Origin of the sequence: Mesorhizobium sp. BR-1-1-10, assembly GCF_020165595.1 — a bacterium.
In the GTDB taxonomy this organism is placed as follows: Bacteria; Pseudomonadota; Alphaproteobacteria; order Rhizobiales; family Rhizobiaceae; genus Mesorhizobium; species Mesorhizobium australicum.
Map to the genome: position 1 here is coordinate 143,963 of NZ_JAIUIL010000013.1, position 25,610 is coordinate 169,572.

Consider the following 25,610-nt stretch of genomic DNA (forward strand, 5'->3'; position numbering starts at 1 on the left):
TGTTTTCGACGTTCGATCTCGGAGCCACACTGCGGATACCGAAGCGTGGGTATCCTGGGGGATGGGGCAGACGACGATACTCATGGGCCAGTAACGATGCTTCTGGAGCGGCAGGCGCAACTTGATCAGTTGGAGGAACTGCTCGCGGCGGCGGCGCGCGGTCGCGGCCGCGTGGCGGCATTGCTGGGTGAGGCCGGCGCCGGCAAGACGGCACTCGTCGAGGCGTTCGTAAGCGGTGTTGGGCAGCACGTTTCCATATTCCGCAGCGCCTGCGAGGATCTGTCGATCCCCGATCCGCTGGGACCCCTCTACGATCTGGCCCGGGATGCGCAGTGGGCACTGCCCCGGGCGATCGATGACCGGCAAGGCCAGCGGCTGCCCCTGTTTTCAGACGCTCTCGAGGTTTTCGAGGCGAGGTCTCGGCCGGGCCTGCTGGTCATCGAGGATATGCACTGGGCCGACGACGCGACCCTGGATTTCGTCCGTTTCCTGGGCCGACGCATCGCCAACACGCATATGCTGGTGCTGTTCACGGCACGCACCGACCGCAGCGAAGGGCAGATGCGCGCGCGTCGGGTGCTCGGTGAAATTCCGGCCGCCAACGTCCAGCGTATCGAAGTGCCGCTGCTTAGCGAAGCGGCGGTGTTGTCGCTTGCCGAAGCCGCCAACCGCGACGGCAGCGCAATCTATCGCGCCACCGCGGGCAACGCCTTCTTCGTCACCGAGTTGCTGGCTGCCGAAAGCGAGATGATCCCGCCGGCCAGCGTCCGCGACGCTGTGCTGGCGCGTGCCGAGCGCCTGTCGCCGGGCGGGCGCTCGATGCTCGACGCGGTGTCGGTGTTTCCACGCCGCGCCGATGTCTGGGCGCTGCGCGGCCTCTGTGGTGTCGCCAGCGCGGGCCAACTGGCGGAATGTGTCTCGAATGGCCTGCTCGACGATCTCGGCGATGGCTATGCCTTCCGCCACGAGATCGCCCGTCGCGCCGTCGAGATGGCGCTGACCCCAAGCCATCGGCGCGAATTCAACCAGCGCGCGCTTTCCGCACTGCAGGAAAACGCCGAGGTGGCTACGGCAAGACTTGTCCACCATGCGGTGGAGGCCCAGAATTTGGAAGCGGTGCGCGAGCTTGCCCCGCTTGCGGCGCGCGAGGCTTCCCGCGTCGGCGCGCATCGCGATGCGGCCGGCTATTACGAGGTCGCCCTGCGGCACGCCGACAGCCTGCCCATGGGCGACCGGGCGAGGCTTTACGAAGGCTATGCCTTTGAATGCCATCTGATCGGCCGCATCGATATGGCCATCGAGGCGCAGGGCCAGGCGCGGCGGTTGCAGCAGGCGTTGGGCGACACGCTCAGGGAGGGCGACAGCCTCAGATGCCTGTCGCGCTTCGCCTATCTGGTGGGTGACCGAGAACAGGCGGACCTGTTCGGGGCACAGGCGGTGGAGTTGCTGGAACAGGCGCCGGCCAGTCCGGAGCTTGCCATGGCCTATTCCAATCTCTCGCAGCTGGCGATGCTGGCCGAGAAGCTCGACGAGACCCTGCTGCTCGGCTGCAAGGCAGTCGGTTTGGCCGAACGGTTGAACAAGCCGGAGATAGTCTGTCATGCGCTCAACAATCTTGGCTCCGCCGAGCAGTGGCTTGACCTGGCCAAGGGCCGTCTGCATCTCGCCCGCAGCCTTGACATCGCGCTCGGGCAGAATTTCCAGGAGCACGCCGCACGCGGCTTCACCAATTGCGCCTGCGCCGAAATGAACCAGCTCGACCTTGTCCGGGCGCAATCCTTTCTCGACCGGGGCATTGCCTATTGCGTCGAGAATGACCTCGCGACCTGGCGCGACTATATGCGGGGCGTGCAGGCGCAATTGCTTTTGCGACGCGGCCTTTGGGACGATGCGGCCGCGATGGCTCACGACGTCATCGACGATAGTGCGACCACGGCCCTGGTGCGTTACCCATCCTTGGTCGCGCTGGCGAAATTGCGCATAAGACGAGGCGATCCGGCCGCGCCCTTGCTGGACGAAATGAAGCGGTTCCTAGACAAAGGAATGGAGCTGCAGCGGCTGGTCCCCTACACGGCGTCGATGGCCGAACTGGCATGGCTCGGGCAAGGCGACACCGAAGAGGCACTTCGCCTGATCGACCTGGCCGAAAGCCTGTCGCCGACGAGGGCAATGTTCGCCGAGTTGGCCGTCTGGCGGCTGCTCTTGTCACCTGAAAGCAGTCCTGGCGACACGACCGGCATGGCGGAGCCCTATCGCCTGCTGCTCACCGGCGACTGGCGTGGTGCCGCGATGCTGTGGGCCCGGCTGGGCGCTCCGTTCGAACGGGCGCTCGCCCTGTTGTACGGCGACGAGCCGGCGCTGCGCCTGGCTCTGGACATATTCGAAGGGCTCGGTGCCCGGCCGGTGGCCCAGCACGTCCGCGCCGTCATGCGGCAGAATGGCGTCCATAACATCGCCAGGGGACCGCGGCAGAGCACACGCGCCAATCACGCTGGCCTGACGCTCCGCCAAATGGAGGTTCTGCACCTGATCGAGCGCGGTTTCTCCAATAAGAGAATCGCCGAGCACCTAACCATCTCACCGAAGACCGTCGATCATCATGTCTCAGCGGTGCTGGGCAAGCTGGACGCCGTTTCGCGCGGCGAGGCAACCGCCGCGGCGCGCGATTCCGGGCTGATCTGACAATATGGGAGCCGCCCCCGGATCAGAAGTCCGGGGAACACCGATCCTGCAGGTCTTTACGCGAAAGTCCCGTGGCAGTGCTTGTATTTCTTGCCGGAGCCGCAGGGGCAGGCTTCGTTGCGGCCGACCTTGCCCCAGGTTGCGGGGTTGTTAGGGTCGCGGTCCTCGGGAGCGACGATGGCGGTGCTTTCCTGGCGTACCAGAAGGGCCGTTTCGCCGCCTTCGAAATCATTCTCGCCGGTAGTGCCGTCAATATGCGTGCCGAACATGTCGGGCGCTTCAGGCGGCGGCGCTTCGGCGGCCTGGCGGACCAGTTCGACGCGCATCAGCTGCGCGGTGACGGCCTGGCGCAGATTGCCGAGCATCGCCTGGAACAGCTCGAACGCCTCGCTCTTGTATTCCTGCAGCGGATCGCGCTGGGCGTAGCCGCGGAAGCCGACGACCGAACGCAGATGGTCGAGATTGACGATGTGTTCGCGCCACAGATGGTCGAGCGTCTGCAGCACCACGGAGCGCTCGACATAGTTCATCACCTCGGGACCGAAACGGTCGGCGCGTTCTTTTGCCGCGGCGTCGGCGGCTTGAGAGATGCGCTCGCGGATGTCGTCCTCGGCGATGCCTTCTTCCTTGACCCAATCCTCGATCGGCAGGTCGAGATTGAGGAATTCGGCGACCTCGGCCTTCAGGCCGGCGACATCCCACTGTTCGGCATAGGCGTTTTCGGGAATGGCCTTGGCGACGATCTCGTCGATGACGCCCGCGCGCATCTCGCCGATGGTCTCCGAAAGGCCCTCGCCGTCCATCAGCTCGATGCGCTGCTCGAACACCACCTTGCGCTGGTCGTTGGAGACGTCGTCATATTTCAACAGGTTCTTGCGGATGTCGAAGTTGCGCGCCTCGACCTTCTTCTGCGCCTTTTCCAGCGCCTTGTTGATCCAGGGATGGATGATGGCCTCGTCTTCCTTGAGGCCGAGCTTCTGCAGCATGCCGTCCATGCGCTCGGAGCCGAAGATGCGCATCAGATCGTCCTGCAGCGACAGGAAGAATTTCGATCGGCCGGGGTCGCCCTGGCGGCCAGAGCGGCCTCTGAGCTGATTGTCGATGCGGCGCGATTCATGGCGCTCGGTGGCAAGCACGTAGAGGCCGCCGGCGGCCAGCGCCTTTTCCTTCAGGCGCTCGACGTCGGCATTGATTTCCTTTTCGCGCGCTTCGCGTTCGGGGCCTTCCGGCATGTCGCCCAGCTCCTCGGCAATGCGCATCTCGGCATTGCCGCCGAGCTTGATGTCGGTGCCGCGGCCGGCCATGTTGGTGGCTATGGTGATGGCGCCGGGCTTGCCCGCCTGGGCGACGATTGCCGCTTCCCGCTCGTGATGGCGGGCGTTCAGAACCTCGAAATCCGTGAAGCCTTCCTTGCGCAGGCGCTCGGCCAACTGCTCGGACTTTTCGATCGAGGTCGTGCCGACCAGTGTCGGCTGGCCCTTGGCGCTGGCTTCGCGGATCTCCCTGACGATCGCCTTGTACTTCTCCTCGACCGTCCGGTAGACCTCGTCGTCCTCGTCCTTGCGGATGACCGGCAGGTTGGTCGGGATCTCGGTGACTTCGAGACCGTAGATGTTGCCGAATTCCTCGGCTTCGGTCAGCGCCGTGCCGGTCATGCCGGAAAGCTTCTTGTAGAGGCGGAAGTAGTTCTGGAAGGTGACGGAAGCAAGCGTCTGGTTCTCCGGCTGGATCGCCACGTGTTCCTTGGCTTCAAGCGCCTGGTGCAGGCCTTCCGAATAGCGGCGGCCGGGCATCATGCGGCCGGTGAACTCGTCGATGATGACGATCTCGCCGTTGCGCACGATGTAGTCCTTGTCGCGCTGGAACAGCCGGTGCGCCTTCAGCGCGTTGTTGACGTGGTGGACGATAGCGACGTTCTCGACATCGTAGAGCGACTCGCCCTTGAGCAGGTCGGCATCGCGCAGCATGTTCTCCAGCTTCTCGGTGCCTTCCTCCGTAAAGATCGAGGTCTTCTGCTTCTCGTCGATCTCATAATCCTGCGGCTGCAGCTGGATGATGAAGGTATCGATGGTGTTGTACATTTCCGAACGGTCCTCGAGCGGACCGGAAATGATCAGCGGCGTGCGCGCTTCGTCGACCAGAATGGAATCGACCTCGTCGACGATCGCGTAATTGTGACCGCGCTGCACCATCTGGGCGCGCTCGTACTTCATGTTGTCGCGCAGATAGTCGAAGCCGAGCTCATTGTTGGTGGCGTAGGTGACGTCGGAGGCGTAGGCGACGCGACGCTCCTCGTCCGACAGGCCGTGGACGATAACGCCGACCGAGAGGCCGAGGAACTTGTAGACGCGGCCCATCCATTCGGAGTCGCGGGTGGCGAGGTAGTCGTTGACGGTAACGACATGGACGCCGTTGCCGGCGAGCGCGTTGAGATAGACCGGCAGCGTCGCGACCAGGGTCTTGCCCTCGCCGGTGCGCATCTCGGCGATGCCGCCATTGTGCAGCACCATGCCGCCGATCAGCTGGACGTCGAAGGGGCGCATGCCAAGCACGCGGCGCGCGGCCTCGCGGGCGGTTGCGAAGGCTGGGATCAGCAGATCGTCGAGGCTGGCGCCGTTGGCGATATCCTGGCGAAATTTTTCCGTGCGGCCGGCAAGCTCGGCATCGGAGAGCGCCCGCATCTCGTTTTCCATGGCGTTGATCGCCTCGACACGGGGGCGGGTCGATTTGACCCGACGGTCGTTGGAGGAACCGAAAACCTTACGGGCGAGACCGCCGAGACTGACCATCCAATGGTCCTTTCGATAGAATTCTCAATCTTGAGACAGGCGCCGGGCGGCCCCATCACATCCACGTGAACGCACCGCCTGAATACGGGCAAACACAAAAAGCGCCCGGAAAACGGTTCTGGACGCCAAGTCGATGGACAGATAAGAGGGGGCTCAACTGATGTCAACGCCGCGCTGGCCCTGCCGGTCGCGCCAAATTCCGCCACAATCTGGCTGATCTGGAAGCCACCCTCCCTACAATCCCTGACCGGAGTCATCCTTATGTCCTTGTTGTTCAGCCGTGCGTCGCTTGCCAGTCTTGGCCTGGCCCTCGGCCTGTCGGCTCTTTGCCTGTCGCCTGTCACGGCGCAGGAGACCGCTCCCGCTCCGGCCGCCCCGGCCGCGGCGCCAGTCGACCCGAATACGGTGATCGCCACCGTCAACGGCCAGCCCTTGACCGAAGCCGATCTGGTGCTTGCCGAAGGCGAGCTGTCGCAGCAGTTCGCGCAGTTGCCGCCCGAGCAGCGCCGCGCCGCGGCACTTTCGGCGGCCATCGAAATCCGCGTCATGGCGGCCAAGGCCGTCACCGACGGTCTCGACAAGGATCCTGACTTCCAGCGCCGCATGGCTTTCCTGCAGCAGCGCGCGCTGCATGGCGAGATGGTCGAGAAGGGTGTGGTCGACAAGGTCACCGACGCCGAGGTTCGCGCCCGCTACGACCAGGAAATCGCCAACACGCCGCCGGTCAACGAGGTGCATGCCCGTCACATCCTCGTGAAGACGAAGGAAGAGGCCGAGGCGATCATCAAGCAGCTCGACGGCGGCGGTGATTTCCAGAAGCTCGCCAACGAGCACACCAGCGATCCCTCGGGCAAGTCCAATGGCGGCGATCTCGGCTGGTTCGGACCTGGCCAGATGGTGCCGGAGTTCGACAAGGCGGCCTTCGCGCTCGAGGTCGGCAAATACACCAAGGAGCCGGTGCAGACGCAGTTCGGCTGGCATGTCATCAAGCTCGAGGACAAGCGCGCCAAGCAGCCGCCGGCCTTCGACGACGTCAAGGACCAGGCCAAGCAGGCGGTCATCCGCGACAAGTATTTCGCGCTGGTCAAGTCGCTTCGCGCCGGCGCCAAGGTCGAGATCCCCGACGCCAATCTGAAGAAGGCCGTCGACACGCTGGAAAGCGCCAAGTAGGACGCAATCGTGAAGGCGCGGCGAGTGATTGCTCGCCGCGCCTATTTTTTTGCCGTTTTTTAGCGCCTGGGCGTGACGATGCCTCGCGTGACATAGCCAACAGCGGTTCGTATCGTGGCTTCATTCACGTCGAGGCGGTTGGTCAAAAGATGCTTCCAGGCGAAGGACCCGATCAGATCGGCGACCACCTCTGAATCGATATCGTCGGCAATTTCACCCCTTGCCTTGGCGCGGTCCACGATCTGGCTGTTGTGAGTCCGGCGCCCCGTGGCATAGCCGGCGAGCGCCGCGCCGGCGGTCTCGTCCGATTGCGCCTCGGCAATCAGCGACCTGTACACGCTGCCCGAAGGCGTGTCGCGCCAATGCGCGAACAGGTTTTTCAGGAAGCCGACGAGGTCTTCTTCCAAGCTTCCGCTGTCTGGGATGTCGACGCGTTTCTGGCGCTGATAGACTTCGAGCAGCAATGCCGCCTTGCTTGGCCACCAGCGATAGATGGTCGGCTTGCCGGCGCGCGCGCGGCGCGCCACGGCCTCGATCGAGAAGCCGGCATAGCCGCCTTCGACCAGCACTGCCTCGGCCGCCTCCAGAATGGCGTCCGCGCTGTCGGGATTGCGCCGCGCACCGATCGATCTGCGCGCCGTATCCACCTCCTCGGCCATGCCTGTCGTCCCCGTTTCAATTCGCTGGCAACGATAAGTGATCCCGCCTGCCAATGTGGAAGATCATAGCGCCACGGACCCCGGCGACGCCAACAGATTTGAAATGCAAGCTTGATCCTGAACGGGTTTGCCCTCCGCGGGAGCGACGAAAACGCGCTTGCACCGGCTCGCCGTATCGGGCAAACCGGCCTTCCCTTGCGATTTTCGCGCCCGAGGTCTGCATGTCCACGACGATTTCCCCGCTTGCGCCGAAGAAATACCCCAAAATGCCAGAAATCGAAGGGGTGCGCATCGCCACCGCCGAAGCAGGGATAAAGTACAAGGGCCGCACCGACCTGCTGGCCATGGTGTTCGATGCAGGCACCGCGGTCGCCGGCGTGTTCACCAGGTCGAAATGTCCCTCGGCGCCGGTTGATTTCTGCCGCCAGAACCTTGGCTCGGGCAAGGCGCGGGTGCTGGTCGTCAATTCCGGCAACGCCAACGCCTTCACCGGGCAGAAGGGCCGCGAATCCACAGCGCTGACGGGCGAAGCGGCGGCGAAGGCCGCGGGCTGCACGGCAGGCGAGGTTTTCCTGGCCTCGACCGGCGTCATCGGCGAACCGCTCGACACGGCCAAGTTCAGCCATCTGCTCGCCGGGCTGGTCAGCGACGGCAAGCCGGACCTGTGGACAGAGGCGGCAAAGGCCATCATGACCACGGATACGTATCCGAAAGTGGCGACGGCGACGGTCAAGCTCGGCGACGCCGATGTGACCATCAATGGCATTTCCAAAGGCGCCGGCATGATCGCGCCCGACATGGCGACGATGCTGTCCTTCATCGCCACCGACGCGCCGATCGCGGCTCCTGTCCTGCAGGACCTGTTGTCGCGCGGCACGGCCAAGACGTTCAATGCTGTCACCGTGGACAGCGATACCTCGACCAGCGACACGCTGCTGTTGTTTGCCACCGGCAAGGCGGCAAAGCGCGGCGCGCCCGAGATCACCGATCCCAGGGACGCCCGCCTTGGCCAGTTCCGCCGGGCGCTCGGCAAGGTGCTGAAGTCGCTGGCGTTGCAGGTGGTGCGCGACGGCGAGGGCGCACGCAAGCAGGTCGAGGTCACCGTCACCGGGGCCAAGTCGGCCCGCTCGGCCAAACGCATTGCGCTGTCGATCGCCAATTCGCCGCTGGTCAAGACGGCGGTCGCCGGCGAGGACGCCAATTGGGGCCGCGTCGTCATGGCCGTCGGCAAGGCCGGCGAGCCCGCGGATCGCGACCGGCTGTCGATCTGGTTCGGCGACAACAGGCTGGCGCATGAGGGTGAGCGCGACCCCAGCTATTCGGAAGAAAAGACCTCGGCCTATATGAAGCGCGACGACATCCGCATTCGCGCCGATATCGGCATCGGCCGCGGCAAGGCGACGGTGTGGACCTGCGATCTCACCAAGGAATATGTCGCCATCAATGGCGACTACCGGAGCTGATCGCCTTGGTTTCGCGTCATCCCGCAAGCATGCTCGCGACCGTGCGCCGCTACGAGGCGGCCGGCTTTCGCGCCTGGCCCGCGGCCGCCATCCACTATGACGGCACCTGGGTGGTGCGCCTGACCGCCGGTCATCCGGCCAAGCGGCTCAACTCGGTCAATCCGCTCGATCCCGGCGACATCCAGCACATCGCCGACCGCATCGGCCGCGCGAGCCGCCGTTTCGACGCGTACGGCCGGCCGCTGACGTTCCGCATGTCGCCATTGTCGGGTCCCGATCTTGCCAGTCATCTCGACAAGGAGGGCTGGAGTCGGTTCGACGAATCGCTGGTCATGCGGCTGCCGCTGGCCGACGCGCAGCTCGACGCCGCCATGGACCAGATCCCGCTCAAGGACATCAGCCGCTTCATCGGCGCATTGCTCAAGGTCAGCGGCTCGGACGTGTCGCTGCGGCCGGGCCTGTCGGAGATCATCGGCGCTATCCAGCCTGAAGCCGGGCTGTTCGCACTCGAGGATGGGACGGAGCCGCTGGCGACGCTGATCTGCGTGCATGACGGCGATCTGGCCGGCCTGTTCGAGGTCGCTACCGACAAGGCGGCGCGCAACAAGGGCCACGGCCGCAACCTGATCCTGTCGGCGCTGAAATGGGCGAGGCTGCGCGGCGCACGGGAAGCCTGGCTGCAGGTCGAGGCTGGCAACGCGCCGGCGCTGGCGCTCTACCGCGCGCTCGGCTTCGAGGAAGTCTATCGCTACCACTACCGCCGGCCCGCTGTTCATGGGTGAAATCGGGCATGAATGATGTGCAATCCAGCGGCAAGCGCCTGCTTCTGGTCGCCGCTTGCGCGCTGGTCGATGCCGATGGTCGGGTGCTGCTGGCGCAGCGGCCGCAAGGCAAGCAACTCGCAGGCCTGTGGGAGTTTCCCGGCGGCAAGGTCGAGGCCGGCGAGACGCCGGAACAATGCCTTATCCGTGAACTGCAGGAGGAGATCGGTATCGAGACCGATATCCCATGCCTGGCGCCGTTGACCTTCGCCAGCCATTCCTATGACGACTTCCACTTGCTGATGCCGCTTTTTGTCTGCCGCCGCTTCCGCGGCATCGCCCAGCCAAGGGAAGGGCAGGCGCTGAAATGGGTGCGGCCCAAACAGATGCGCGACTATCCGATGCCGCCGGCCGATGCGCCATTGATCCCCTTCCTGATCGATCTCCTTTGAGGATTTGATTGGACCACCGTCCATATCAGCCAGCGTTAATGGAAGATTTATCTCATCATGAAAAATTGATGCATGGCCGTTTTTTCGTGCGGCCGCCGTCATTTCGCTGGGGAGCGATAGAATGAGCCTGGACAGGGATTGGGATTCGATCCGGCCCGAGCGCGGCTTTCGTGTCGCTGATGCGGGCATGGGCGTCCTGCGCCTCACGCTGCTGTTCGGATCGGCCGCCGTGGCGCTGGCGTTGATCGCGACCCCTTTCCTCGACAGCCAGGCGCGTTCGCAAACGGCCCGCGACGGTTTCCCCGGCCTGGACATGACGGCTACCGGTTCGATCAGCCATCGCAGCACCTATACGGTACGCCGCAGCGTGCTGCAGGCCGATCCGGGAGGCGTCTGCATTATCCGTTCCGATGGCAAAAGCAGTGGCGACTGCTGACAAGGCCAGGACATTTCCGACGGTCGGCGACTTCACCGCCTGTTAAGCCTTTGCCGTTAACCTTTCTTAACAGATCCGCGGTAAAAGTTTCGGCAACGGGGATCGAGGTCATGAAAACAGTGCTGGTGCGTTTTCTGGAGGACGAAAACGGCGCCACGGTCGTCGAATACGGTCTGATCATTGCCGTGCTATCGTTGACGATCATCGGCGGTATCGGCCAGGTCTTCAACTCGCTGACCTGGCTGTTCAGCGACAACTCCAGCAGGCTTGCCAACGCCTTTGCGCAATGAGGCTGGTGCCTGCGAATAGGTCAATGCCCATCAGGTCCCTCCAGTATAGTCTTCAGCGAAACCTTGGCTGAACCGGGTTTCAGCGGCTTTTGCTGCGATGCATCGGGCGCCCAGCCGGACATCCAGACCGTCGAGAAGCTTGCCCTGATACGACCGTCGGGGTCGGAAAAGCGTTCGGCGTAGATTTCCGCGGCGCGGGCAAACAGCTGGCGCGTGCCCGGCCGCCGGCTGCGATCGGCCAGCGCGTTGGTTTCGCCCATGGCACGCAGATCCGCCATCAGGGCAAACGGGTTGGCATAGCGCACCGTCACCGTCTCGACGTCGGCGACCGGCAGCGCGAAACCGGCGCGCTGCAGCAACGCACCGGCATCGCGTACGTCGGTGAAGGGGATGACGCGAGGGCTGACGCCGCCGTAGAGCTCTGTCTCGGCGGCAAGCAGGCTTTCGCGCAGTTCCGCAAGCGTGCCGGCGCCTGCGAAAGCGCCGAGAAAAAGTCCGTCCGGCCGCAGCGCGCGACGGATCTGGATCAACATGCCCGGGATGTCGTTCATCGCCTGCAGCGACAAAAGCGATACCACCAGATCAAGACTTTGCGGCTCGAACGGGACGGTCTCCGGCGGCGCAATCAGGCCGGCGGCACCGTTCAGGAAAGCCGCGGCCGTCTCGACACGGGCGAGATCCGCCACCTTGCCGCTCCGCGCAAGGACATCGGCCGCGGCCGATGTCTGGCAAAACAGCACCGCCGCCTTGGCGAACTTTCGCTCGACGGCGCCCAGCCGGTCGGCGAGATCCTCGGCGGCACGGCGCATGAGGAAGTCGGCGCCGTCAACCGGATGGATGAGCGCGCGCCGCTTGTGCGCCAGCCACAGAGAGGTGTCCATTATAGGCTGCAAGGGATTGATCCTTGTATGTCGGCGCCTTGATGTGATTGGTATTGGTGGCGCCGAGGAACCAATCACGTGGCCGATCCGATGCCCAAGATCAAGTCCGTCGAGATCAGGAAGCTGGCCGGGTCTGCTGCACGGTCGGCTCTGGGCTGGCCGGCGCGCATCCTGTTTCCGCCGGTCTGCGCCGGTTGCCGCCGGCAGGTCTCGCAGCCCGGTGTGTTGTGCGGCGGCTGCTGGCCGAAGCTGCGGCTGCTGGAGCGGCCCTGGTGTCCGGTGATGGGCACGCCGTTCACCCATCACATGGGCGATGGTTTTCTGTCGGCGGAGGCGATCGCGGATCCGCCTCCCTTCGAACGGGCACGGGCCGCGGTCGTCTACTCCGGCGTTGCCCGCCAGATGGTGCAAGGGCTGAAATACCAGGACCGCACGGATCTCGCACCCTGGATGGCGCGCTGGATGGTCCGTGTGGGCGCCGAGCTCATCGCCGACGCGGATGTGGTGGTGCCGGTGCCGCTGCATTGGCGCCGTTTTTTCAGGCGGCGGTTCAATCAATCGGCGGAACTGGCGCGCGCGGTTTGCGAGCTCAGCGGGCTGCCTTTCTCGCCCTCCGCCATGCGGCGCGTGAAACTCACCCGCCAGCAGGTCGGACTGGAGCGGCAGGAGCGCGAGGAAAACGTACGCGCCGCCTTTCGCGTGCCGGCAGAGGCCGAGATCGAGATTGCCGGCCGCAGGGTGCTTCTGATCGACGATGTCTACACCACCGGCGCCACCGTGCGTGCCGCCACCAAGGCGCTGAAAAGGGGAGGTGCGGCCGCCGTCGACGTGCTGACCTTTGCCCGTGTGTTGCCGGGGGACTTCCGGGCGGACGAGTCCGTGACTATATAAGTCGGCAACGGAAGCGGAATTCGTCATGGTCGATGTCACGATCTATACGCGCATGATGTGCGGCTACTGCACGGCGGCCAAGCGGTTGCTGGAGCGCAAAGGCGTCGCCTATACCGAGCACGACGCTTCCTTCTCTCCGGAACTGCGCCAGGAGATGATGTCGCGAGCTCACGGGCGCACGACCTTTCCGCAGATTTTCATAGGCGACACACATGTCGGTGGCTGCGACGACCTCCATGATCTGGAGGCAGAAGGCCGACTGGACAAACTGCTCGCCAACGGCTCGTCGATTTGAGGGTATGACAATGGGTGTTTTCAAGACGGCGGGTGTTTTCAAGGCGGCGGCAGTGCAGATGCGTTCAGGCGAGAGCCCCGAGCGCAATGCGGCCGATATGGAGCGGCTGGTGCGCGAGGCCGCGGGCCAGGGCGCGACCTATATCCAGACGCCGGAGATGACCGGCGCGCTGATCCGCGACAAGGAAGCGCGTGCCGCCTCCTTCACCTCGCAGGACAAGGACATCGTTGTCGCAACCGCGCGGAAGCTCGCCAGTGAGCTCGGCATCTTCCTGCACGTTGGCTCGACCGCCATACTGCGCGCCGACGGCAAGCTCGCCAACCGCGCGCTCCTGTTCGGACCCGATGGCGCGACGCTCGCCACCTACGACAAGATCCACATGTTCGACGTCGACCTCGATAACGGCGAAAGCTGGCGCGAATCCGCCGCCTATGAGCCGGGGACCGAAGCCGTCGTTATTCCGATCAACGATGCGAGACTAGGCTTTGCCGTCTGCTACGACCTGCGTTTTCCGCAATTGTTCCGTGCCGAAGCGATGGCCGGCGCCGAGGTGCTGACCGTGCCCGCGGCCTTCACCCGCCAGACCGGCGAAGCGCATTGGCATGTGCTGCTCAGGGCACGCGCCATTGAGAACGGCGCCTATGTCGTCGCCGCCGCGCAAGGCGGCCTGCACGAGGACGGCCGCGAGACCTATGGGCATTCGCTGATCGTCGATCCGTGGGGCCGCATCATCGCCGAAGCCGCGCATGACGAGCCAGCGGTGATTGTCGCGGAGATCGACCCGGCGCAGTCGCTTGCCGCGCGCAAGAAGATCCCCAATCTCAGGAATGCGCGGGATTTCACCATCAATACCGGCGAGGGGCCGCGTCTCAGGGGCGCCGCATCTTGATCCGCTTTTCCCTGATCTGCGAAAACGAGCATGAGTTCGAGGGTTGGTTTCGCAGCAATGACGATTTCGACACGCAGAAGAAGCGCGGTTTTGTCGATTGCCCCAGCTGCGGCTCGCACAAGGTCGAGAAGGCGCTGATGGCCCCGGCCGTTTCCACGGCCCGCAAGCAGGAAACCATAGCGCTTGCCATGGGCGAGGCGCAGAAGCAGGCGCTGGCGCAGCTGAAGGCGATGGCCGAGAAGGTGCGCGAAAACGCCGACTATGTCGGCGACAAGTTCGCCGAGGAAGCGCGCAAGATCCATTTCGGCGAAGCCGATGCGCGCGGCATCTATGGCGAGGCGACGCTGGAAGAGGCCAAGAGCCTGGCCGAGGATGGCGTCGAGTTCATGCCGATCCCGGTGTTTCCGGATGACCGGAACTGAGCGATCAGCTCACGCTGCCGATCAATTTTTCCAGCAGGTGCGAAAGCGTTTCCCGTTCGGTCTGTGTCAGACCGGACAGGATCTGATGCTCGTTCGCCACATGGGCTGCAACGGCCTCGTCGATCAAGGCGAGCCCCTTTTCGGTCAGCCGCACGACGATGCCGCGCCGATCGTTGGGGTGCGGTGCACGCAGGATCAATCCGGCCTTTTCCAACCGGTCGAGCCGGTTGGTCATGGCGCCTGATGTCACCATCGTCGCTTCATAGAGAGCGGTCGGCGTCAGCGCGTAAGGCGAGCCGGAGCGGCGCAGCGTCGCCAATACATCGAACTCTCCCGCCTGCAGTCCGAAACGGGCGAACAGCGGGGCGAGGCGATCGCGTGCTATCAGCGAGGAGACCTCATTCAGACGCCCGATCACGGCCATCGGCGATACATCCAGGTCCGGCCGTTCCCGCTGCCATTGCTCGATGGCTTTCCCAGCGCGGTCCATCTATCTCACCATAGGTATCTTGACGTTAAGAATCTTTCCATTATCTTATCTCAATATTCAACGCCGGCCAAGAGGCTGTGCCACCCATAGGGTTCCATCATGAAATATCTCTGGGATTCGGCGCTCGGCCTGCTGGTTGTCACCGGCGGCCTGCTGGGCCTGACGCTGCCCTTCGGCAAGCTCGCCACGGCGGCCGGCGTGCCAGCCATGGTCTGGGCCTTTGTCATCTCGCTCGGCGCTGGCGGCGTGCTTTTGGGCGTGCTCCTGGCGCGTGGTCAGCGCATCCGGCTCACCCCGCCCAAACTGCGCTATTTCTTCGTCACCGCGGCAGTGTCCTATGCCGTCCCCAATCTCCTGATGTTTTCGGCCATTCCGCATCTGGGCGCCGGCTACACCGGCATCATGTTCACGCTGTCGCCGGTGATCACATTGGTGTTTTCGATCCTGCTCGGCGTCCGGCGCCCCAACATGCTGGGCGTATCAGGCATCGCCGTCGGCTTCGTCGGCGCCGTCATGGTGGCGGTGACGCGCGGCGAGGCTGGCCAGCCGGCCGATCTGTTCTGGGTGGTGACGGGGCTGCTGATCCCGGTCAGCCTTGCCGCCGGCAACATCTACCGCACCATCGACTGGCCGGAAGGAACCGGTCCCATCGAACTCGCGGTCGGCAGCCATCTGGCGTCCGCGGCGATGCTGCTCGTCGGCATCCTGACCTTGCTCGGAGGCAAGGCCTTCGTCCAGCTTGGCGCCGTGCCGCTCATCGTCGTGGCGCAGATGGCCTCGGCATCGGCGATGTTTGCTTTCTTCTTCCGGCTGCAGGCGGTTGGCGGTCCGGTCTATCTCAGCCAGATCGGCTATGTCGCGGCAGCGGTCGGACTGTTTGCCGGCACGATCTTCCTTGGTGAACACTATCAACTGCTGACCTGGGTCGGCGCCGTCATCATCACCGCGGGCGTGTTCATCACCACCAAGGCGCAGAGCCAGAAAGCCTGATGGCTTCGAGGCGCACGCCGCACTGCCGTCAGCGTCACCGCCGGGCTCCGGCCTCGGCTGGCCGAGGATTGGCTGTCAGACCGATTCCTTTTCCGCCAGCACCATGTAGTTGACGTCCATGTCCTTCGACCGCGCCCAGCGGTCGGCAAGCGGATTGTAGGAGACGCCGGTGCGGTCGATGATGGTCAGGCCGGCGCCGCGCAGCGCCTTTTCCAGCTCTTCCGGGCGCACCAGCTTGCCGAATTGGTGGGTGCCGCGCGGCAGCCAGCGCAACACATATTCGGCGCCGATGATGGCGAGGCCGAGCGCCTTGAGCGTGCGGTTGATAGTGGCCACGAACATGATGCCGCCGGGTTTGACCATCTCGCCGCATTTGGCGACGAACAGGTCGATATCGGCGACATGTTCGACCACTTCCATGTTGAGGATGACATCGAATTTTTCACCGGCCTCGGCGAGATCTTCCGCCGTCGTGGCACGATAGTCGACGCTGACATTGCCCTCGGCGGCATGCAGTTTCGCCACTTCGATGTTTGTTTCGGACGCGTCCGCTCCGACCACCTCGGCACCGAGCCGCGCCATCGGCTCGCACAAAAGGCCACCGCCGCAGCCGATGTCGAGGATGCGCAGGCCCTCGAACGGCCGCGCCGCCCGTGGGTCGCGGCCGAAGCGCGCCGCGATCTGGTCGCGGATATAGGAAAGCCGGACCGGATTGAATTTGTGCAGCGGACGAAACTTGCCGTTCGGGTTCCACCATTCGGCGGCAAGGGCGGAAAAGCGTTCCACCTCTCCGGCATCGATCGTCGATCGTCGGGGCTCTGGCATCGGTTGGTCTCCTCGGACGCTACAGCGCCGCGCGTCCTTCGGACGCGCAAAGGACGCTGTAGCACTTTGATTCTGCGCATGATCCCTTTCCGAAATCGAAGTCGATTTCGGGGTCATGCGCTAGGAAGTCGGGCGTGAGGCATCGAATGTCAAGGCAACATTTTCCTCTGCTGACAAAGTGGCTGGGCGATCAAAGGCCCGGTTTATTTCGTGTCCAGAACATCACGCAGCTTGGCCGCCAACTGCTCGATGGTGAACGGCTTGGCCAGGAAGTGCACGTCATGATCGAGCATGCCGTTGTGGACCACGGCATTCCTGGTGAAGCCGGTGGTGAAGACCACTTTCAGCTCGGGCTGGCGCGCGAGCGCTTCCTCGGCGAGCTTGCGGCCGTTCATCACCGGCATGACGATGTCGGTGAAAAGCAGGGCGATGCCTGGTGTCGCGGCGAGCTTCTGAAGGGCCTCCGGTCCGCTTCCCGCATGGATGACGATGTAGCCGAGTTCGCGCATGACATCCGTCGTGGAGGCCCGCACGCGGGGGTCATCCTCGACGACGAGGATCGTCTCGGTGACCTTGGCGGCGCTCTTGTCGCGCCCGACGGGCGCTGCCGGCTCCTCGGCTCCGAAAAACCGGGGCAGGTAGATCTTGATCGTCGTGCCTTCGCCGGGCTCGGAGTAGATCTTGACGTGGCCGCCCGATTGTTTGACGAAGCCGAACACTTGGCTCAGCCCAAGTCCCGTGCCCTTGTTGACCGGCTTGGTCGTGAAGAAGGGTTCGAAGGCCCTGGCGATGGTCTCGGGCGACATGCCCGCGCCGGTGTCGGTTACCGCGATCATCACATATTGGCCAGGCGTGACTTCGGCGTGCGTCGATGCATAGCCGTCGTCGAGGTGGCTGTTGACAGTCTCAATGGTCAGCTTGCCCTCATTGTCCATGGCGTCGCGGGAATTGACGGCCAGATTGAGGATCGCGTTCTCGATCTGGCTGGGATCGGCGTGGGTTTTCCACAGGCCGCCCGCTAATACTGTCTCGATGCGGATGCCTTCACCCAAGGTCCGGCGCAGAAGATCGGACATGCCGGTCAACAGCCCGTTGATGTCGACAACCTGCGGCGCCAGAGGCTGCAGGCGGGAGAAGGCAAGCAGGCGGGATGTCAGGTTGGCGGCGCGGCTGGCCGCGTCGGTCGCGGCCTCGACGAGTTTTTCGATGTCATGCTCGCCCCGCTTCAGCTTGCGCTGGGCAAGGTTCATGGCGCTGAGGATCACCGCCAGCATGTTGTTGAAGTCGTGGGCGATGCCGCCTGTCAGCTGTCCGACAGCCTCCATCTTCTGCATCTGGCGTATCTGGGATTCGGCCTTTTCACGCGTCTGGATCTCGTTGCCGAGTTCGATGTTCTTGCGCATCAGCTCTTGCTGGGCGACGACCACCTCGTGGAAGCGGCGACGGGATTGACGTATGGTGTAGGCGGCAAGCAGGAAAGTCGCCAGCAACGCGGCCAGTGAGCCGATCCGCAACCAGGCCTCGACCCGGTCGGTACGCTCGTCGCGCGCGGCCACCGCGGCGGCGCCGATACGCCGGATTGTGTCCATGCTGGCCCGCATCTCGTCCATGGCGGCCTTGCCCTGGCCACTGCGGACCAGTTGCAGGGCCTTTGCCGCATCCCCTCGCTCGTAAAGAGCTATGGTTTCGGCCAGGTCGGCCTGCTGTTGCGAAAGCGCGTCCTTGATGTGGCCGATCTGCTGGGCGATCTGATCGTCGGGAGCGGTCGCGCTGTCGACCCGCGCCAATTGTCCCGGAATTGCCTCGACGGCCTTCCGGTAAGGCTCCAGATAGGATTTTTCACCGGTCAGCAGGTAGCCGCGCTGACCACTCTGGGCCTCCTGCGCCAATGAAAGCAGCCCGGAAAGCTGCTCCTGGTACTCGATTGTCTCACGTGCGGCGGCACGACTGGCCCTTTGGCTCTCGACGAGCACCGCACGGGTGCCGACGATCAGTGCCAGCACCGCAAAGCCCGCGACAAGCGGGAGCGATTGCAATCGCATGGCGCGCCGAAGCCGAGCAATCATCTGTTATGCCGAACCGAAAGCAATTTCCCGCGGGCAGCATTTGGTAAGCGGCGCCGGGCCGGAAGGCAATATGCCGTGCTGTTGTGCAATCCGCCGTCAGCCTTGCGAAACCTTCCTCATTTGGCTATGGAGGCCGCGCATTCAGTGGCCGGCGGCAGCCGGGCGCTTTTCTTCCATTTTCGGCCGCGGGCCGGCTCCAGTCAAAGGCATTTCGCTTCCATGGCGCGTATCGTGATGAAATTCGGCGGGACCTCCGTCGCCGACATCGCTCGCATCCGCAACGTGGCACGTCACGTCAAACGCGAGGTCGACGCCGGTCACGAGGTGGCTGTGGTGGTTTCTGCGATGGCCGGCAAGACCAACGAGCTGGTCGGCTGGACCCGCGAGGCCTCACCGATGCACGATGCCCGCGAATATGACGCGGTCGTCGCTTCCGGCGAACAGGTCACGGCTGGCCTTCTCGCCATCACCTTGCAGAACATGGGCGTGCATGCGCGCTCCTGGCAGGGCTGGCAGATTCCGATCAAGACCGACAACGCGCATGGCGCGGCGCGCATCCTCGACATCGACGGCGCCTTCCTGGTCAAGCGCTTCGGCGAAGGCCAGGTGGCTGTCATCGCCGGTTTCCAGGGCATCGGGCCGGACAACCGCATCGCGACACTCGGACGTGGCGGCTCCGATACCAGCGCCGTGGCGATCGCCGCCGCGGTCAAGGCCGACCGCTGCGACATCTACACCGACGTCGACGGGGTCTACACCACCGACCCGCGCATCGAGCCCAAAGCGCGGCGGCTGGCCAAGATATCGTTCGAGGAAATGCTTGAAATGGCCTCGCTCGGCGCCAAGGTTCTGCAGGTGCGTTCGGTCGAGCTTGCCATGGTGCACAGGGTGCGTACCTTCGTGCGGTCGTCCTTCGACGATCCCGATGCGCCCGGAATGGGGGATTTGCTCAATCCTCCGGGAACGCTTATTTGCGACGAGGAAGAGATCGTGGAACAGCAGGTCGTCACCGGAATTGCCTATGCCAAGGACGAGGCCCAGATTTCGCTGCGCCGCGTCGGCGACCGGCCGGGCGTTGCCGCCGGCATTTTCGGACCGCTGGCCGAGGCCAACATCAATGTCGACATGATCGTCCAGAACATTTCCGAGGACGGCAAGCTGACCGACATGACCTTCACCGTGCCGTCGGGCGATGTCGACAAGGCGCTGGCCGTGCTCGACCGGCTGAAAGCCGAGATCGGCTACGATGTCGTGCAGTCGGAAGCTGGCATGTCGAAGGTTTCGGTCATCGGCATCGGCATGCGGAGCCATGCCGGCGTCGCCGCCACCGCCTTCAAGGCGCTGGCCGACAAGGCGATCAACATCCGCGCCATCACCACCTCCGAGATCAAGATTTCGATACTGATCGACGGTCCCTATACGGAACTTGCGGTTCGCACTTTGCATTCCATCTACGGTCTGGATAAGCAGTAGCAGGACTGAATCAGCTGTTGCGCACTTGCCGGGCGCGGCGGAAACTGCCCCGGCAAGAAGTCTATTGGAGAAGAAGCCGCGATGCGTGACACGGCCGTTGGCCCGCGCGTTTTGCTGAAACGGCTCCGCGAGCTCATGCAGGAGCCGCTGGAGCCGCAGGAGCGGCTCGACCGGATTGTGCGCGACATCGCCTCCAACATGGTCGCGGAAGTCTGCTCGCTCTACGTGCTGCGCGCCGATTCGGTGCTGGAGCTCTACGCCACCGAAGGTCTGAACCCGAACGCCGTCCACCTGGCGCAGCTGCGGCTAGGGCAAGGCCTGGTCGGCACCATTGCCGCGAGTGCCAGGCCGCTCAACCTGTCCAACGCGCAAGAACACCCGGCCTTCGCCTACCTGCCGGAGACCGGGGAGGAGATCTACAATTCCTTCCTCGGCGTGCCGGTGCTCAGGGCAGGGCGCACGCTGGGCGTCCTGGTCGTCCAGAACAAGACCATGCGCCACTACCGCGACGATGAGGTCGAGGCGCTGGAAACCACGGCCATGGTCATCGCCGAGATGATCGCCACCGGCGATCTGGCGCGGCTGACCCGGCCTGGCCTCGAACTCGACCTGCGCCGGCCGGTCAGCTTCACCGGCCTGTCCTTCAACGATGGCGTCGGGCTCGGTCATGTCGTGCTGCACGAGCCGCGTATCGTCGTCACCAATTTGTTCAACGAGGACAGCGAGGAGGAGGTCCGGCGGCTCGAAGCCTCGCTTGGTTCTCTGCGGCTTTCCATCGACGACATGCTGGAGCGCCGCGATGTCGCCTTCGAGGGCGAGCATCGCCAGGTGCTGGAAGCCTACCGCATGTTCGCCAACGACCGGGGCTGGGTACGGCGCCTGGAAGAGGCGATCCGTAACGGCCTGACGGCCGAGGCGGCGGTCGAAAAAGTTCAGAGCGACATGCGCGCCCGCATGCTGCACATGACCGATCCCTATCTGCGCGAGCGGATGAGCGATTTCGACGATCTCGCCAACCGGCTGTTGCGCCAGCTGATGGGACGTGGGCCCGAGGATGTCGCGGCGTCGCTGCCCAAGGATGCCATCATCGTCGCCCGCTCGATGGGCGCTGCCGAACTGCTCGACTATCCTCGCGACAAGCTGCGCGGGCTGGTGCTGGAGGATGGCGCGGCGACCAGCCATGTCGTCATCGTCGCGCGCGCCATGGGCATTCCCGTCGCCGGACAGATGAAGGGCGCCGTTTCCATGGCGGAAAACGGCGATGCCATCATCGTCGACGGCGAGGAAGGCGCGATCCATCTGCGGCCGCAATCCGATCTTGAAGCCGCCTATGCCGAGAAGGTGCGGTTCCGGGCGCGCCGGCAGGAGGTCTACCGCGAACTGCGCAAGAAGCCGTCGACGACCCGGGACGGGGTCCAGGTCGACCTGCTGATGAATGCCGGGCTTGCCGTCGACCTGCCGCAGTTGGCGGAGGCGGGCGCCGCCGGCATTGGCCTGTTCCGCACGGAACTGCAGTTCATGGTCGCGTCGACCTTTCCGCGCGCCGAAGCCCAGGAAAAACTCTACCGCGACGTGCTTGAGGCCGCGCGCGGCAAGCCGGTCACCTTCCGCACCATCGACATTGGTGGCGACAAGGTGCTGCCCTATTTCAAGGGCGCGGTCCAGGAAGAGAATCCGGCGCTCGGCTGGCGGGCGATCCGCCTGACGCTAGATCGGCCGGGCTTGCTGCGCACCCAGATCCGCGCCTTGCTCAAGGCCAGCGGCGGGCGCGAGCTCAAGCTGATGCTGCCGATGGTGACCGAGCTCGGCGAAATCGCCCAGGCGCGCGAAATCATCGACCGCGAGGTGCGGCATCTCTCACGCTTTGCCCATCATCTGCCGACCAGTCTCAAGCTGGGCGCCATGCTGGAAGTGCCGTCGCTCTTGTTCCAGCTCGACGAACTGATGAAGGCGGTCGACTTCGTCTCGGTCGGATCGAACGACCTGTTCCAGTTCGTCATGGCGGTCGACCGCGGCAACACGCAACTGGCCAACCGCTTCGATACGTTGTCGGCGCCATTCCTGCGCGTGCTCAAGCAGATCGCCGACGCCGGCGCCCGCAATCATACGCCGGTCACCCTGTGCGGTGAACTCGCCGGCAAGCCGATCTCGGCGATGGCGCTGATCGGCCTCGGTTTCCGCTCGATCTCGATGTCGCCGGCCTCGATCGGTCCGGTCAAGGCCATGCTGACGGAGCTGCCGCTGGAGGAGCTGAAGGCTTTCTTCGACGACAATCTGATGGCGCCGGCGCAAGGGCTGCCGATGCGGGCATTGCTGCAGGCCTTCGCCGACGACCGCTCGATCCCGTTGTAGCACCCTCATCATGGTCAATTTGCCCCGCGATCGTATGGATCAAGTCGTCAAGCGTTTCGAGATGCTCGAAGCGCAGATGTCGGCCGGGCCGGCGCCGGATGCCTATGTGAGGATGGCATCGGAATATGCCGAGTTGCAGGAGATGGTGGCCAAGGTCAGGGAATTGCGCTCTGCCGAGCACGAGCAGGCCGACCTTGAAGCGATGCTCGCCGACAAGGGCACCGACGCCGAGATGCGGGCGCTTGCCGAGGCAGATCTGCCGGGCGTCGAGGAGCGCATCGAGACGCTGCAGAAAGACATCCAGATCCTGCTCCTGCCCAGGGATGCCGCCGACGACAAGAACGCCATTCTCGAAATCCGCGCCGGCACCGGCGGCGATGAGGCGGCACTCTTCGCCGGGGACCTGTTTCGCATGTATGAACGCTATGCCGCCGAACGCGGCTGGCGGTTCGAAACGGTATCGGCCAGCGACGGCGATGCCGGCGGCTTCAAGGAAATCATCGCCACGATCTCCGGTAAAGGTGTGTTCGCCCATCTGAAATTCGAATCCGGGGTGCATCGCGTCCAGCGCGTGCCTGCCACCGAGGCCAGCGGGCGCATCCACACTTCAGCCGCCACAGTCGCCGTGCTGCCGGAAGCCGAAGAGGTCGACATCGACATCAGGGCCGAGGACATCCGCATCGACACGATGCGTGCTTCCGGCTCCGGCGGCCAGCACGTCAACACCACCGATTCCGCGGTCCGCATCACCCATCTGCCGACCGGCATCATGGTGGTGCAGGCGGAGAAGTCGCAGCACCAGAACCGGGCCAAGGCCATGCAGATCCTGCGCGCCCGGCTCTATGACATGGAGCGCAGCAAGGCGGATGAGGAGCGTTCCGAGTCGCGCAAGTCGCAGGTCGGTTCCGGCGACCGCTCCGAGCGCATCCGCACCTACAATTTTCCGCAGGGCCGGGTCACCGACCATCGCATCAACTTGACGCTCTACAAACTCGACCGGGTGATGATGGGTGAACTCGACGAAATCGTCGACGCACTGATCGCCGATCATCAGTCGAAGCTGCTGGCCGATATCGACATCGATGGCTGACCATCCGCCCGCGGCGCTGGGGCCGCTGCTGCGGGAAGCGCGGACCCGGCTTGCCGCAGCCGGTATCGACGATCCCGCGCTCGATGCGCGGCTGATCGTCGAACACTATTCCGGCACGACGCGCACCCAGGCAATCGCCGACCCCGCGTGCAAAATCGACGGGAACGCCATCGCCGCGATCGACGGCGCCCTGAGACGGCGAGCCCGTGGCGAGCCGGTGCATCGCATCCTCGGCTATCGCGAGTTCTACGGTTTGCGCTTGTCGCTGTCGCCGGAGACGCTGGAGCCGCGACCTGACACCGAAACGCTGGTCGAGGCGGTGCTGCCCTTCGTCAAGGCAATAGCCACGCGGGAGGGCACATGCCGCATCCTCGATCTCGGCACCGGCACGGGCGCGATCGCCCTGGCGCTGCTGAGCGTCGTGCCGGCCGCGACCGCCACTGGTGTCGACATCTCCGCCGGCGCTCTGGCCACGGCGGCCCGCAATGCCGGGCAATTCGGCCTCGGCGGCCGGTTCACGGCGGTTCAGTCGGACTGGTTTAAAAAAGTTTCCGGCCGGTACCATGTAATTGCCGCAAACCCTCCCTATATACCAACACAAGAGATTGGAAATCTGCAGGACGAAGTCCGCGATTTCGACCCGCGCCTTGCCCTTGATGGCGGTGTGGATGGGCTGAACCCCTACAGGATCATCGCCGCCGAGGCGGCAAGGTTTCTGGAAGCCGAAGGCAGGATTGCGGTCGAGATCGGCCACACGCAAAGCAACGAAGTCAACGATATATTTCGCGCAGCCGGTTACGCGGCTGGCGAGGTTTTTAGCGATCTCGGCGGAAACGACAGGGTTCTTGTTTTTCAACGAGCAACGTCTTGACGCAGTGCAAAAAAAGCGCTTGGCAATACCGGGGAATGCGGCTAGGGTCGCCTAACCGGATGAGACGAAGCAGGCAGTGCTCTTAGCGATTCGGTTTTTCCTTGGAAATAGCTGCCTTCTTGCGCAAACGACGCCCAAGCTTCGTGCGGGAATCGTCCGGCAAGTGATGTAACCGGAAACAGGATGACACGTGGCGCCAACGCAATCGATGCGGGCGAACGCCGGTGAAGAAACGAAACGGCTGGCTGCATGAGCGCCTCCGTTCGTGAAGAGTTTTTCAAAATTTCAAGATGAAGAGAGTCGAATGAGGCCACAACAGCAGAACAGGCGCATGCGCGGTCGCAACAACAATGGCGGCGGCGGTGGCAATAACAATAACAACAACAATAACAACAATCGCAAGGGGCCGAATCCGCTTACGCGCAACTACGAGAGCAACGGCCCAGACGTGAAAATCCGTGGATCGGCTCAGCAGATCGCCGAAAAATACGCCACGCTTGCCCGTGACTCGCACAGCTCCGGCGACCGGGTGATGGCGGAGAACTACCTCCAGCACGCTGAACACTACAATCGCATCATTGCCGCCGCGCAGGCGCAGATGCCGATCCAGAACGTCCAGCAGGCACGCGACGAGTTCGACGAGGACGGCGACGACGATCGCGACGAGTTCGACAATGCCGGCGGTGGGGCCGGCAACAGTGGGGCGGGCAATAGCAGCGGCAATGCCGGTTCCGATCCACAGCTTCCCGTGATCAACCATGGCGCAGGTCCGCAGCCGGTGATCGAGGGCATGCCGGCGGAGGTTGCGCTGAACCGGGAAAACGGTCGCGACAATCGCGACAATAGCGGGCGCGACAATAACGGTCGCAACAATGGCGGCCGCGACAACGGTGGCGGGCGCCATCGCGATCGCCGCCCCAATGGCGGCTACGGCCAGCGCGACTACGCTTCACCCGAACAGGGCGGACAGCAACAGCGCAACGAGGCCCCGGGGCAGACGGAAGTCCAGGCAGAGACCGCTTCGCCGCCCGAGACGGTCGCGGCGGCCGAGCCGGCTCCACGGTTCGAGAATTTTTCACCGGCAGGTCTGGCCGCCCAGGCCGAACTCAATGAGGCGGCCGCCGAAAGCGGTGCTGCCCGCCGTCCACGGCGTCCGCGCCGTCCGCGCACCAATGCCGATCAGGTCGAGAGCAGCAGCGAAAATGGGGACGCGGCCGGGACAGCGGCGGCTCCGGCCGACAGCGGCGGTGCCGAACCCGTGGTTTCCGACATCGACAACTGAGCGAACGGCATTCAAGACCTTGAGCGGCGGAGAGAAATCTCCGCCGTTTTCGTTTGGGCTGACGTGGAATATTATGCACCTGCCATATTGC

23 protein-coding genes are annotated in these 25,610 nt (G+C 64.2%); 17 read left to right on the top strand and 6 right to left on the bottom strand.

The features are described from left to right. Positions 1-96: 96 nt before the first annotated feature. Complete coding sequence (locus LB555_RS25230; protein WP_140720275.1) at positions 97-2,682, top strand: helix-turn-helix transcriptional regulator; 2,586 nt, start codon at positions 97-99, stop codon at positions 2,680-2,682. A 56-nt stretch (positions 2,683-2,738) separates the two neighbouring features. Here the strand turns inward: LB555_RS25230 and secA are convergent, their stop codons facing one another. Then, positions 2,739-5,471, bottom strand: a complete 2,733-nt coding sequence (secA, locus tag LB555_RS25235) for a preprotein translocase subunit SecA (protein WP_015315583.1) — start codon at positions 5,469-5,471, stop codon at positions 2,739-2,741. Positions 5,472-5,732: 261 nt separating this feature from the next. On the opposite strand from secA, the gene LB555_RS25240 reads away from it, so the two are divergent. Continuing rightward, positions 5,733-6,641 carry a peptidylprolyl isomerase gene (locus tag LB555_RS25240; protein ID WP_140823953.1) on the top strand — a complete coding sequence of 303 codons (909 nt, stop codon included), beginning with the start codon at positions 5,733-5,735 and terminating at the stop codon, positions 6,639-6,641. 59 nt (positions 6,642-6,700) lie between these two features. Here LB555_RS25240 and LB555_RS25245 read toward each other — a convergent pair whose 3' ends face one another. Continuing rightward, positions 6,701-7,300, bottom strand: a complete 600-nt coding sequence (locus LB555_RS25245) for a TetR/AcrR family transcriptional regulator (protein WP_224684048.1) — start codon at positions 7,298-7,300, stop codon at positions 6,701-6,703. 221 nt (positions 7,301-7,521) lie between these two features. Between LB555_RS25245 and argJ the strand changes: the two genes are divergently transcribed. From argJ to LB555_RS25270, 5 genes are all read left to right on the top strand, one after another. Further along, positions 7,522-8,763, top strand: coding sequence for a bifunctional glutamate N-acetyltransferase/amino-acid acetyltransferase ArgJ (argJ, locus tag LB555_RS25250; protein WP_015315586.1), 1,242 nt, complete (start codon positions 7,522-7,524; stop codon positions 8,761-8,763). A 29-nt stretch (positions 8,764-8,792) separates the two neighbouring features. Next, positions 8,793-9,545, top strand: a complete 753-nt coding sequence (locus tag LB555_RS25255) for a GNAT family N-acetyltransferase (protein WP_224684059.1) — start codon at positions 8,793-8,795, stop codon at positions 9,543-9,545. A gap of 8 nt (positions 9,546-9,553) precedes the next feature. Further along, complete coding sequence (locus LB555_RS25260) at positions 9,554-9,976, top strand: (deoxy)nucleoside triphosphate pyrophosphohydrolase (protein ID WP_224684049.1); 423 nt, start codon at positions 9,554-9,556, stop codon at positions 9,974-9,976. 121 nt (positions 9,977-10,097) lie between these two features. Further along, entirely contained in the window at positions 10,098-10,412 is a 315-nt protein-coding gene (locus LB555_RS25265) for a hypothetical protein (protein ID WP_015315589.1), read from the top strand. A 110-nt stretch (positions 10,413-10,522) separates the two neighbouring features. After that, positions 10,523-10,702 carry a Flp family type IVb pilin gene (locus LB555_RS25270; RefSeq protein ID WP_015315590.1) on the top strand — a complete coding sequence of 60 codons (180 nt, stop codon included), beginning with the start codon at positions 10,523-10,525 and terminating at the stop codon, positions 10,700-10,702. Positions 10,703-10,722: 20 nt separating this feature from the next. Here LB555_RS25270 and LB555_RS25275 read toward each other — a convergent pair whose 3' ends face one another. Then, positions 10,723-11,595, bottom strand: coding sequence for a methyltransferase domain-containing protein (locus LB555_RS25275; RefSeq protein WP_140713095.1), 873 nt, complete (start codon positions 11,593-11,595; stop codon positions 10,723-10,725). A gap of 66 nt (positions 11,596-11,661) precedes the next feature. Here LB555_RS25275 and LB555_RS25280 point away from each other — a divergent pair, with 66 nt between their 5' ends. Genes LB555_RS25280 through LB555_RS25295 form a run of 4 tightly spaced genes read left to right on the top strand, consistent with a single transcriptional unit; the run spans position 11,662 to position 14,080 of the window. Continuing rightward, positions 11,662-12,474, top strand: a complete 813-nt coding sequence (locus tag LB555_RS25280; protein ID WP_015315592.1) for a ComF family protein — start codon at positions 11,662-11,664, stop codon at positions 12,472-12,474. 25 nt (positions 12,475-12,499) lie between these two features. Beyond that, positions 12,500-12,769: a glutaredoxin 3 gene (grxC, locus tag LB555_RS25285; RefSeq protein WP_127280365.1), complete on the top strand. Its 270-nt coding sequence runs from the start codon at positions 12,500-12,502 to the stop codon at positions 12,767-12,769. 10 nt (positions 12,770-12,779) lie between these two features. Next, positions 12,780-13,658, top strand: a complete 879-nt coding sequence (locus LB555_RS25290) for a carbon-nitrogen hydrolase family protein (protein ID WP_224684050.1) — start codon at positions 12,780-12,782, stop codon at positions 13,656-13,658. After that, positions 13,655-14,080, top strand: a complete 426-nt coding sequence (locus LB555_RS25295; protein ID WP_140720285.1) for a DUF1178 family protein — start codon at positions 13,655-13,657, stop codon at positions 14,078-14,080. Before LB555_RS25290 ends, LB555_RS25295 begins: the two co-directional genes overlap by 4 nt. Positions 14,081-14,084: 4 nt before the next feature. On the opposite strand, the gene LB555_RS25300 is transcribed toward LB555_RS25295, so the two are convergent. Continuing rightward, positions 14,085-14,570 (bottom strand): MarR family winged helix-turn-helix transcriptional regulator, encoded by a 486-nt coding sequence (locus tag LB555_RS25300; RefSeq protein WP_015315596.1) that lies wholly within the window; start codon positions 14,568-14,570, stop codon positions 14,085-14,087. Positions 14,571-14,669: 99 nt separating this feature from the next. Here LB555_RS25300 and LB555_RS25305 point away from each other — a divergent pair, with 99 nt between their 5' ends. Continuing rightward, entirely contained in the window at positions 14,670-15,560 is an 891-nt protein-coding gene (locus LB555_RS25305; RefSeq protein ID WP_224684051.1) for a DMT family transporter, read from the top strand. Between the two features lie 75 nt (positions 15,561-15,635). Here LB555_RS25305 and ubiG read toward each other — a convergent pair whose 3' ends face one another. Both ubiG and LB555_RS25315 read right to left on the bottom strand, forming a co-directional pair. Beyond that, on the bottom strand, positions 15,636-16,385 hold the full coding sequence (gene ubiG, locus LB555_RS25310; protein WP_015315598.1) for a bifunctional 2-polyprenyl-6-hydroxyphenol methylase/3-demethylubiquinol 3-O-methyltransferase UbiG: 750 nt from the start codon (positions 16,383-16,385) through the stop codon (positions 15,636-15,638). Positions 16,386-16,588: 203 nt separating this feature from the next. Next, on the bottom strand, positions 16,589-18,427 hold the full coding sequence (locus LB555_RS25315; RefSeq protein WP_224684052.1) for a CHASE3 domain-containing protein: 1,839 nt from the start codon (positions 18,425-18,427) through the stop codon (positions 16,589-16,591). A 243-nt stretch (positions 18,428-18,670) separates the two neighbouring features. On the opposite strand from LB555_RS25315, the gene LB555_RS25320 reads away from it, so the two are divergent. The 5 genes from LB555_RS25320 (at position 18,671) to LB555_RS25340 (ending at position 25,519) form a co-directional block, all read left to right on the top strand. Beyond that, complete coding sequence (locus LB555_RS25320) at positions 18,671-19,924, top strand: aspartate kinase (protein ID WP_224684053.1); 1,254 nt, start codon at positions 18,671-18,673, stop codon at positions 19,922-19,924. An 81-nt stretch (positions 19,925-20,005) separates the two neighbouring features. Next, the gene (gene ptsP, locus LB555_RS25325) at positions 20,006-22,276 is read left to right on the top strand and encodes a phosphoenolpyruvate--protein phosphotransferase (protein ID WP_140662767.1); all 2,271 of its coding nucleotides are present in this window, start codon (positions 20,006-20,008) and stop codon (positions 22,274-22,276) included. A gap of 10 nt (positions 22,277-22,286) precedes the next feature. Beyond that, complete coding sequence (gene prfA / locus LB555_RS25330) at positions 22,287-23,366, top strand: peptide chain release factor 1 (protein WP_140875005.1); 1,080 nt, start codon at positions 22,287-22,289, stop codon at positions 23,364-23,366. After that, on the top strand, positions 23,359-24,237 hold the full coding sequence (prmC, locus tag LB555_RS25335; RefSeq protein ID WP_224684054.1) for a peptide chain release factor N(5)-glutamine methyltransferase: 879 nt from the start codon (positions 23,359-23,361) through the stop codon (positions 24,235-24,237). The genes prfA and prmC overlap by 8 nt, the downstream gene beginning before the upstream one ends. A 304-nt stretch (positions 24,238-24,541) precedes the next feature. Further along, on the top strand, positions 24,542-25,519 hold the full coding sequence (locus tag LB555_RS25340) for a DUF4167 domain-containing protein (RefSeq protein ID WP_224684055.1): 978 nt from the start codon (positions 24,542-24,544) through the stop codon (positions 25,517-25,519). Positions 25,520-25,610 lie beyond the last annotated feature (91 nt).

Bases quoted from the DNA above. Each gene is read 5' to 3' on its own strand.
- LB555_RS25230 (WP_140720275.1), top strand. From the start codon at position 97: ATGCTTCTGGAGCGGCAGGCGCAACTTGATCAGTTGGAGGAACTGCTC.
- secA (WP_015315583.1), bottom strand. From the start codon at position 5,471: ATGGTCAGTCTCGGCGGTCTCGCCCGTAAGGTTTTCGGTTCCTCCAAC.
- LB555_RS25240 (WP_140823953.1), top strand. From the start codon at position 5,733: ATGTCCTTGTTGTTCAGCCGTGCGTCGCTTGCCAGTCTTGGCCTGGCC.
- LB555_RS25245 (WP_224684048.1), bottom strand. From the start codon at position 7,300: ATGGCCGAGGAGGTGGATACGGCGCGCAGATCGATCGGTGCGCGGCGC.
- argJ (WP_015315586.1), top strand. From the start codon at position 7,522: ATGTCCACGACGATTTCCCCGCTTGCGCCGAAGAAATACCCCAAAATG.
- LB555_RS25255 (WP_224684059.1), top strand. From the start codon at position 8,793: ATGCTCGCGACCGTGCGCCGCTACGAGGCGGCCGGCTTTCGCGCCTGG.
- LB555_RS25260 (WP_224684049.1), top strand. From the start codon at position 9,554: ATGAATGATGTGCAATCCAGCGGCAAGCGCCTGCTTCTGGTCGCCGCT.
- LB555_RS25265 (WP_015315589.1), top strand. From the start codon at position 10,098: ATGAGCCTGGACAGGGATTGGGATTCGATCCGGCCCGAGCGCGGCTTT.
- LB555_RS25270 (WP_015315590.1), top strand. From the start codon at position 10,523: ATGAAAACAGTGCTGGTGCGTTTTCTGGAGGACGAAAACGGCGCCACG.
- grxC (WP_127280365.1), top strand. From the start codon at position 12,500: ATGGTCGATGTCACGATCTATACGCGCATGATGTGCGGCTACTGCACG.
- LB555_RS25290 (WP_224684050.1), top strand. From the start codon at position 12,780: ATGGGTGTTTTCAAGACGGCGGGTGTTTTCAAGGCGGCGGCAGTGCAG.
- LB555_RS25300 (WP_015315596.1), bottom strand. From the start codon at position 14,570: ATGGACCGCGCTGGGAAAGCCATCGAGCAATGGCAGCGGGAACGGCCG.
- LB555_RS25305 (WP_224684051.1), top strand. From the start codon at position 14,670: ATGAAATATCTCTGGGATTCGGCGCTCGGCCTGCTGGTTGTCACCGGC.
- ubiG (WP_015315598.1), bottom strand. From the start codon at position 16,385: ATGCCAGAGCCCCGACGATCGACGATCGATGCCGGAGAGGTGGAACGC.
- LB555_RS25315 (WP_224684052.1), bottom strand. From the start codon at position 18,427: ATGCGATTGCAATCGCTCCCGCTTGTCGCGGGCTTTGCGGTGCTGGCA.
- LB555_RS25320 (WP_224684053.1), top strand. From the start codon at position 18,671: ATGGCGCGTATCGTGATGAAATTCGGCGGGACCTCCGTCGCCGACATC.
- ptsP (WP_140662767.1), top strand. From the start codon at position 20,006: ATGCGTGACACGGCCGTTGGCCCGCGCGTTTTGCTGAAACGGCTCCGC.
- prfA (WP_140875005.1), top strand. From the start codon at position 22,287: ATGGTCAATTTGCCCCGCGATCGTATGGATCAAGTCGTCAAGCGTTTC.
- prmC (WP_224684054.1), top strand. From the start codon at position 23,359: ATGGCTGACCATCCGCCCGCGGCGCTGGGGCCGCTGCTGCGGGAAGCG.
- LB555_RS25340 (WP_224684055.1), top strand. From the start codon at position 24,542: ATGAGGCCACAACAGCAGAACAGGCGCATGCGCGGTCGCAACAACAAT.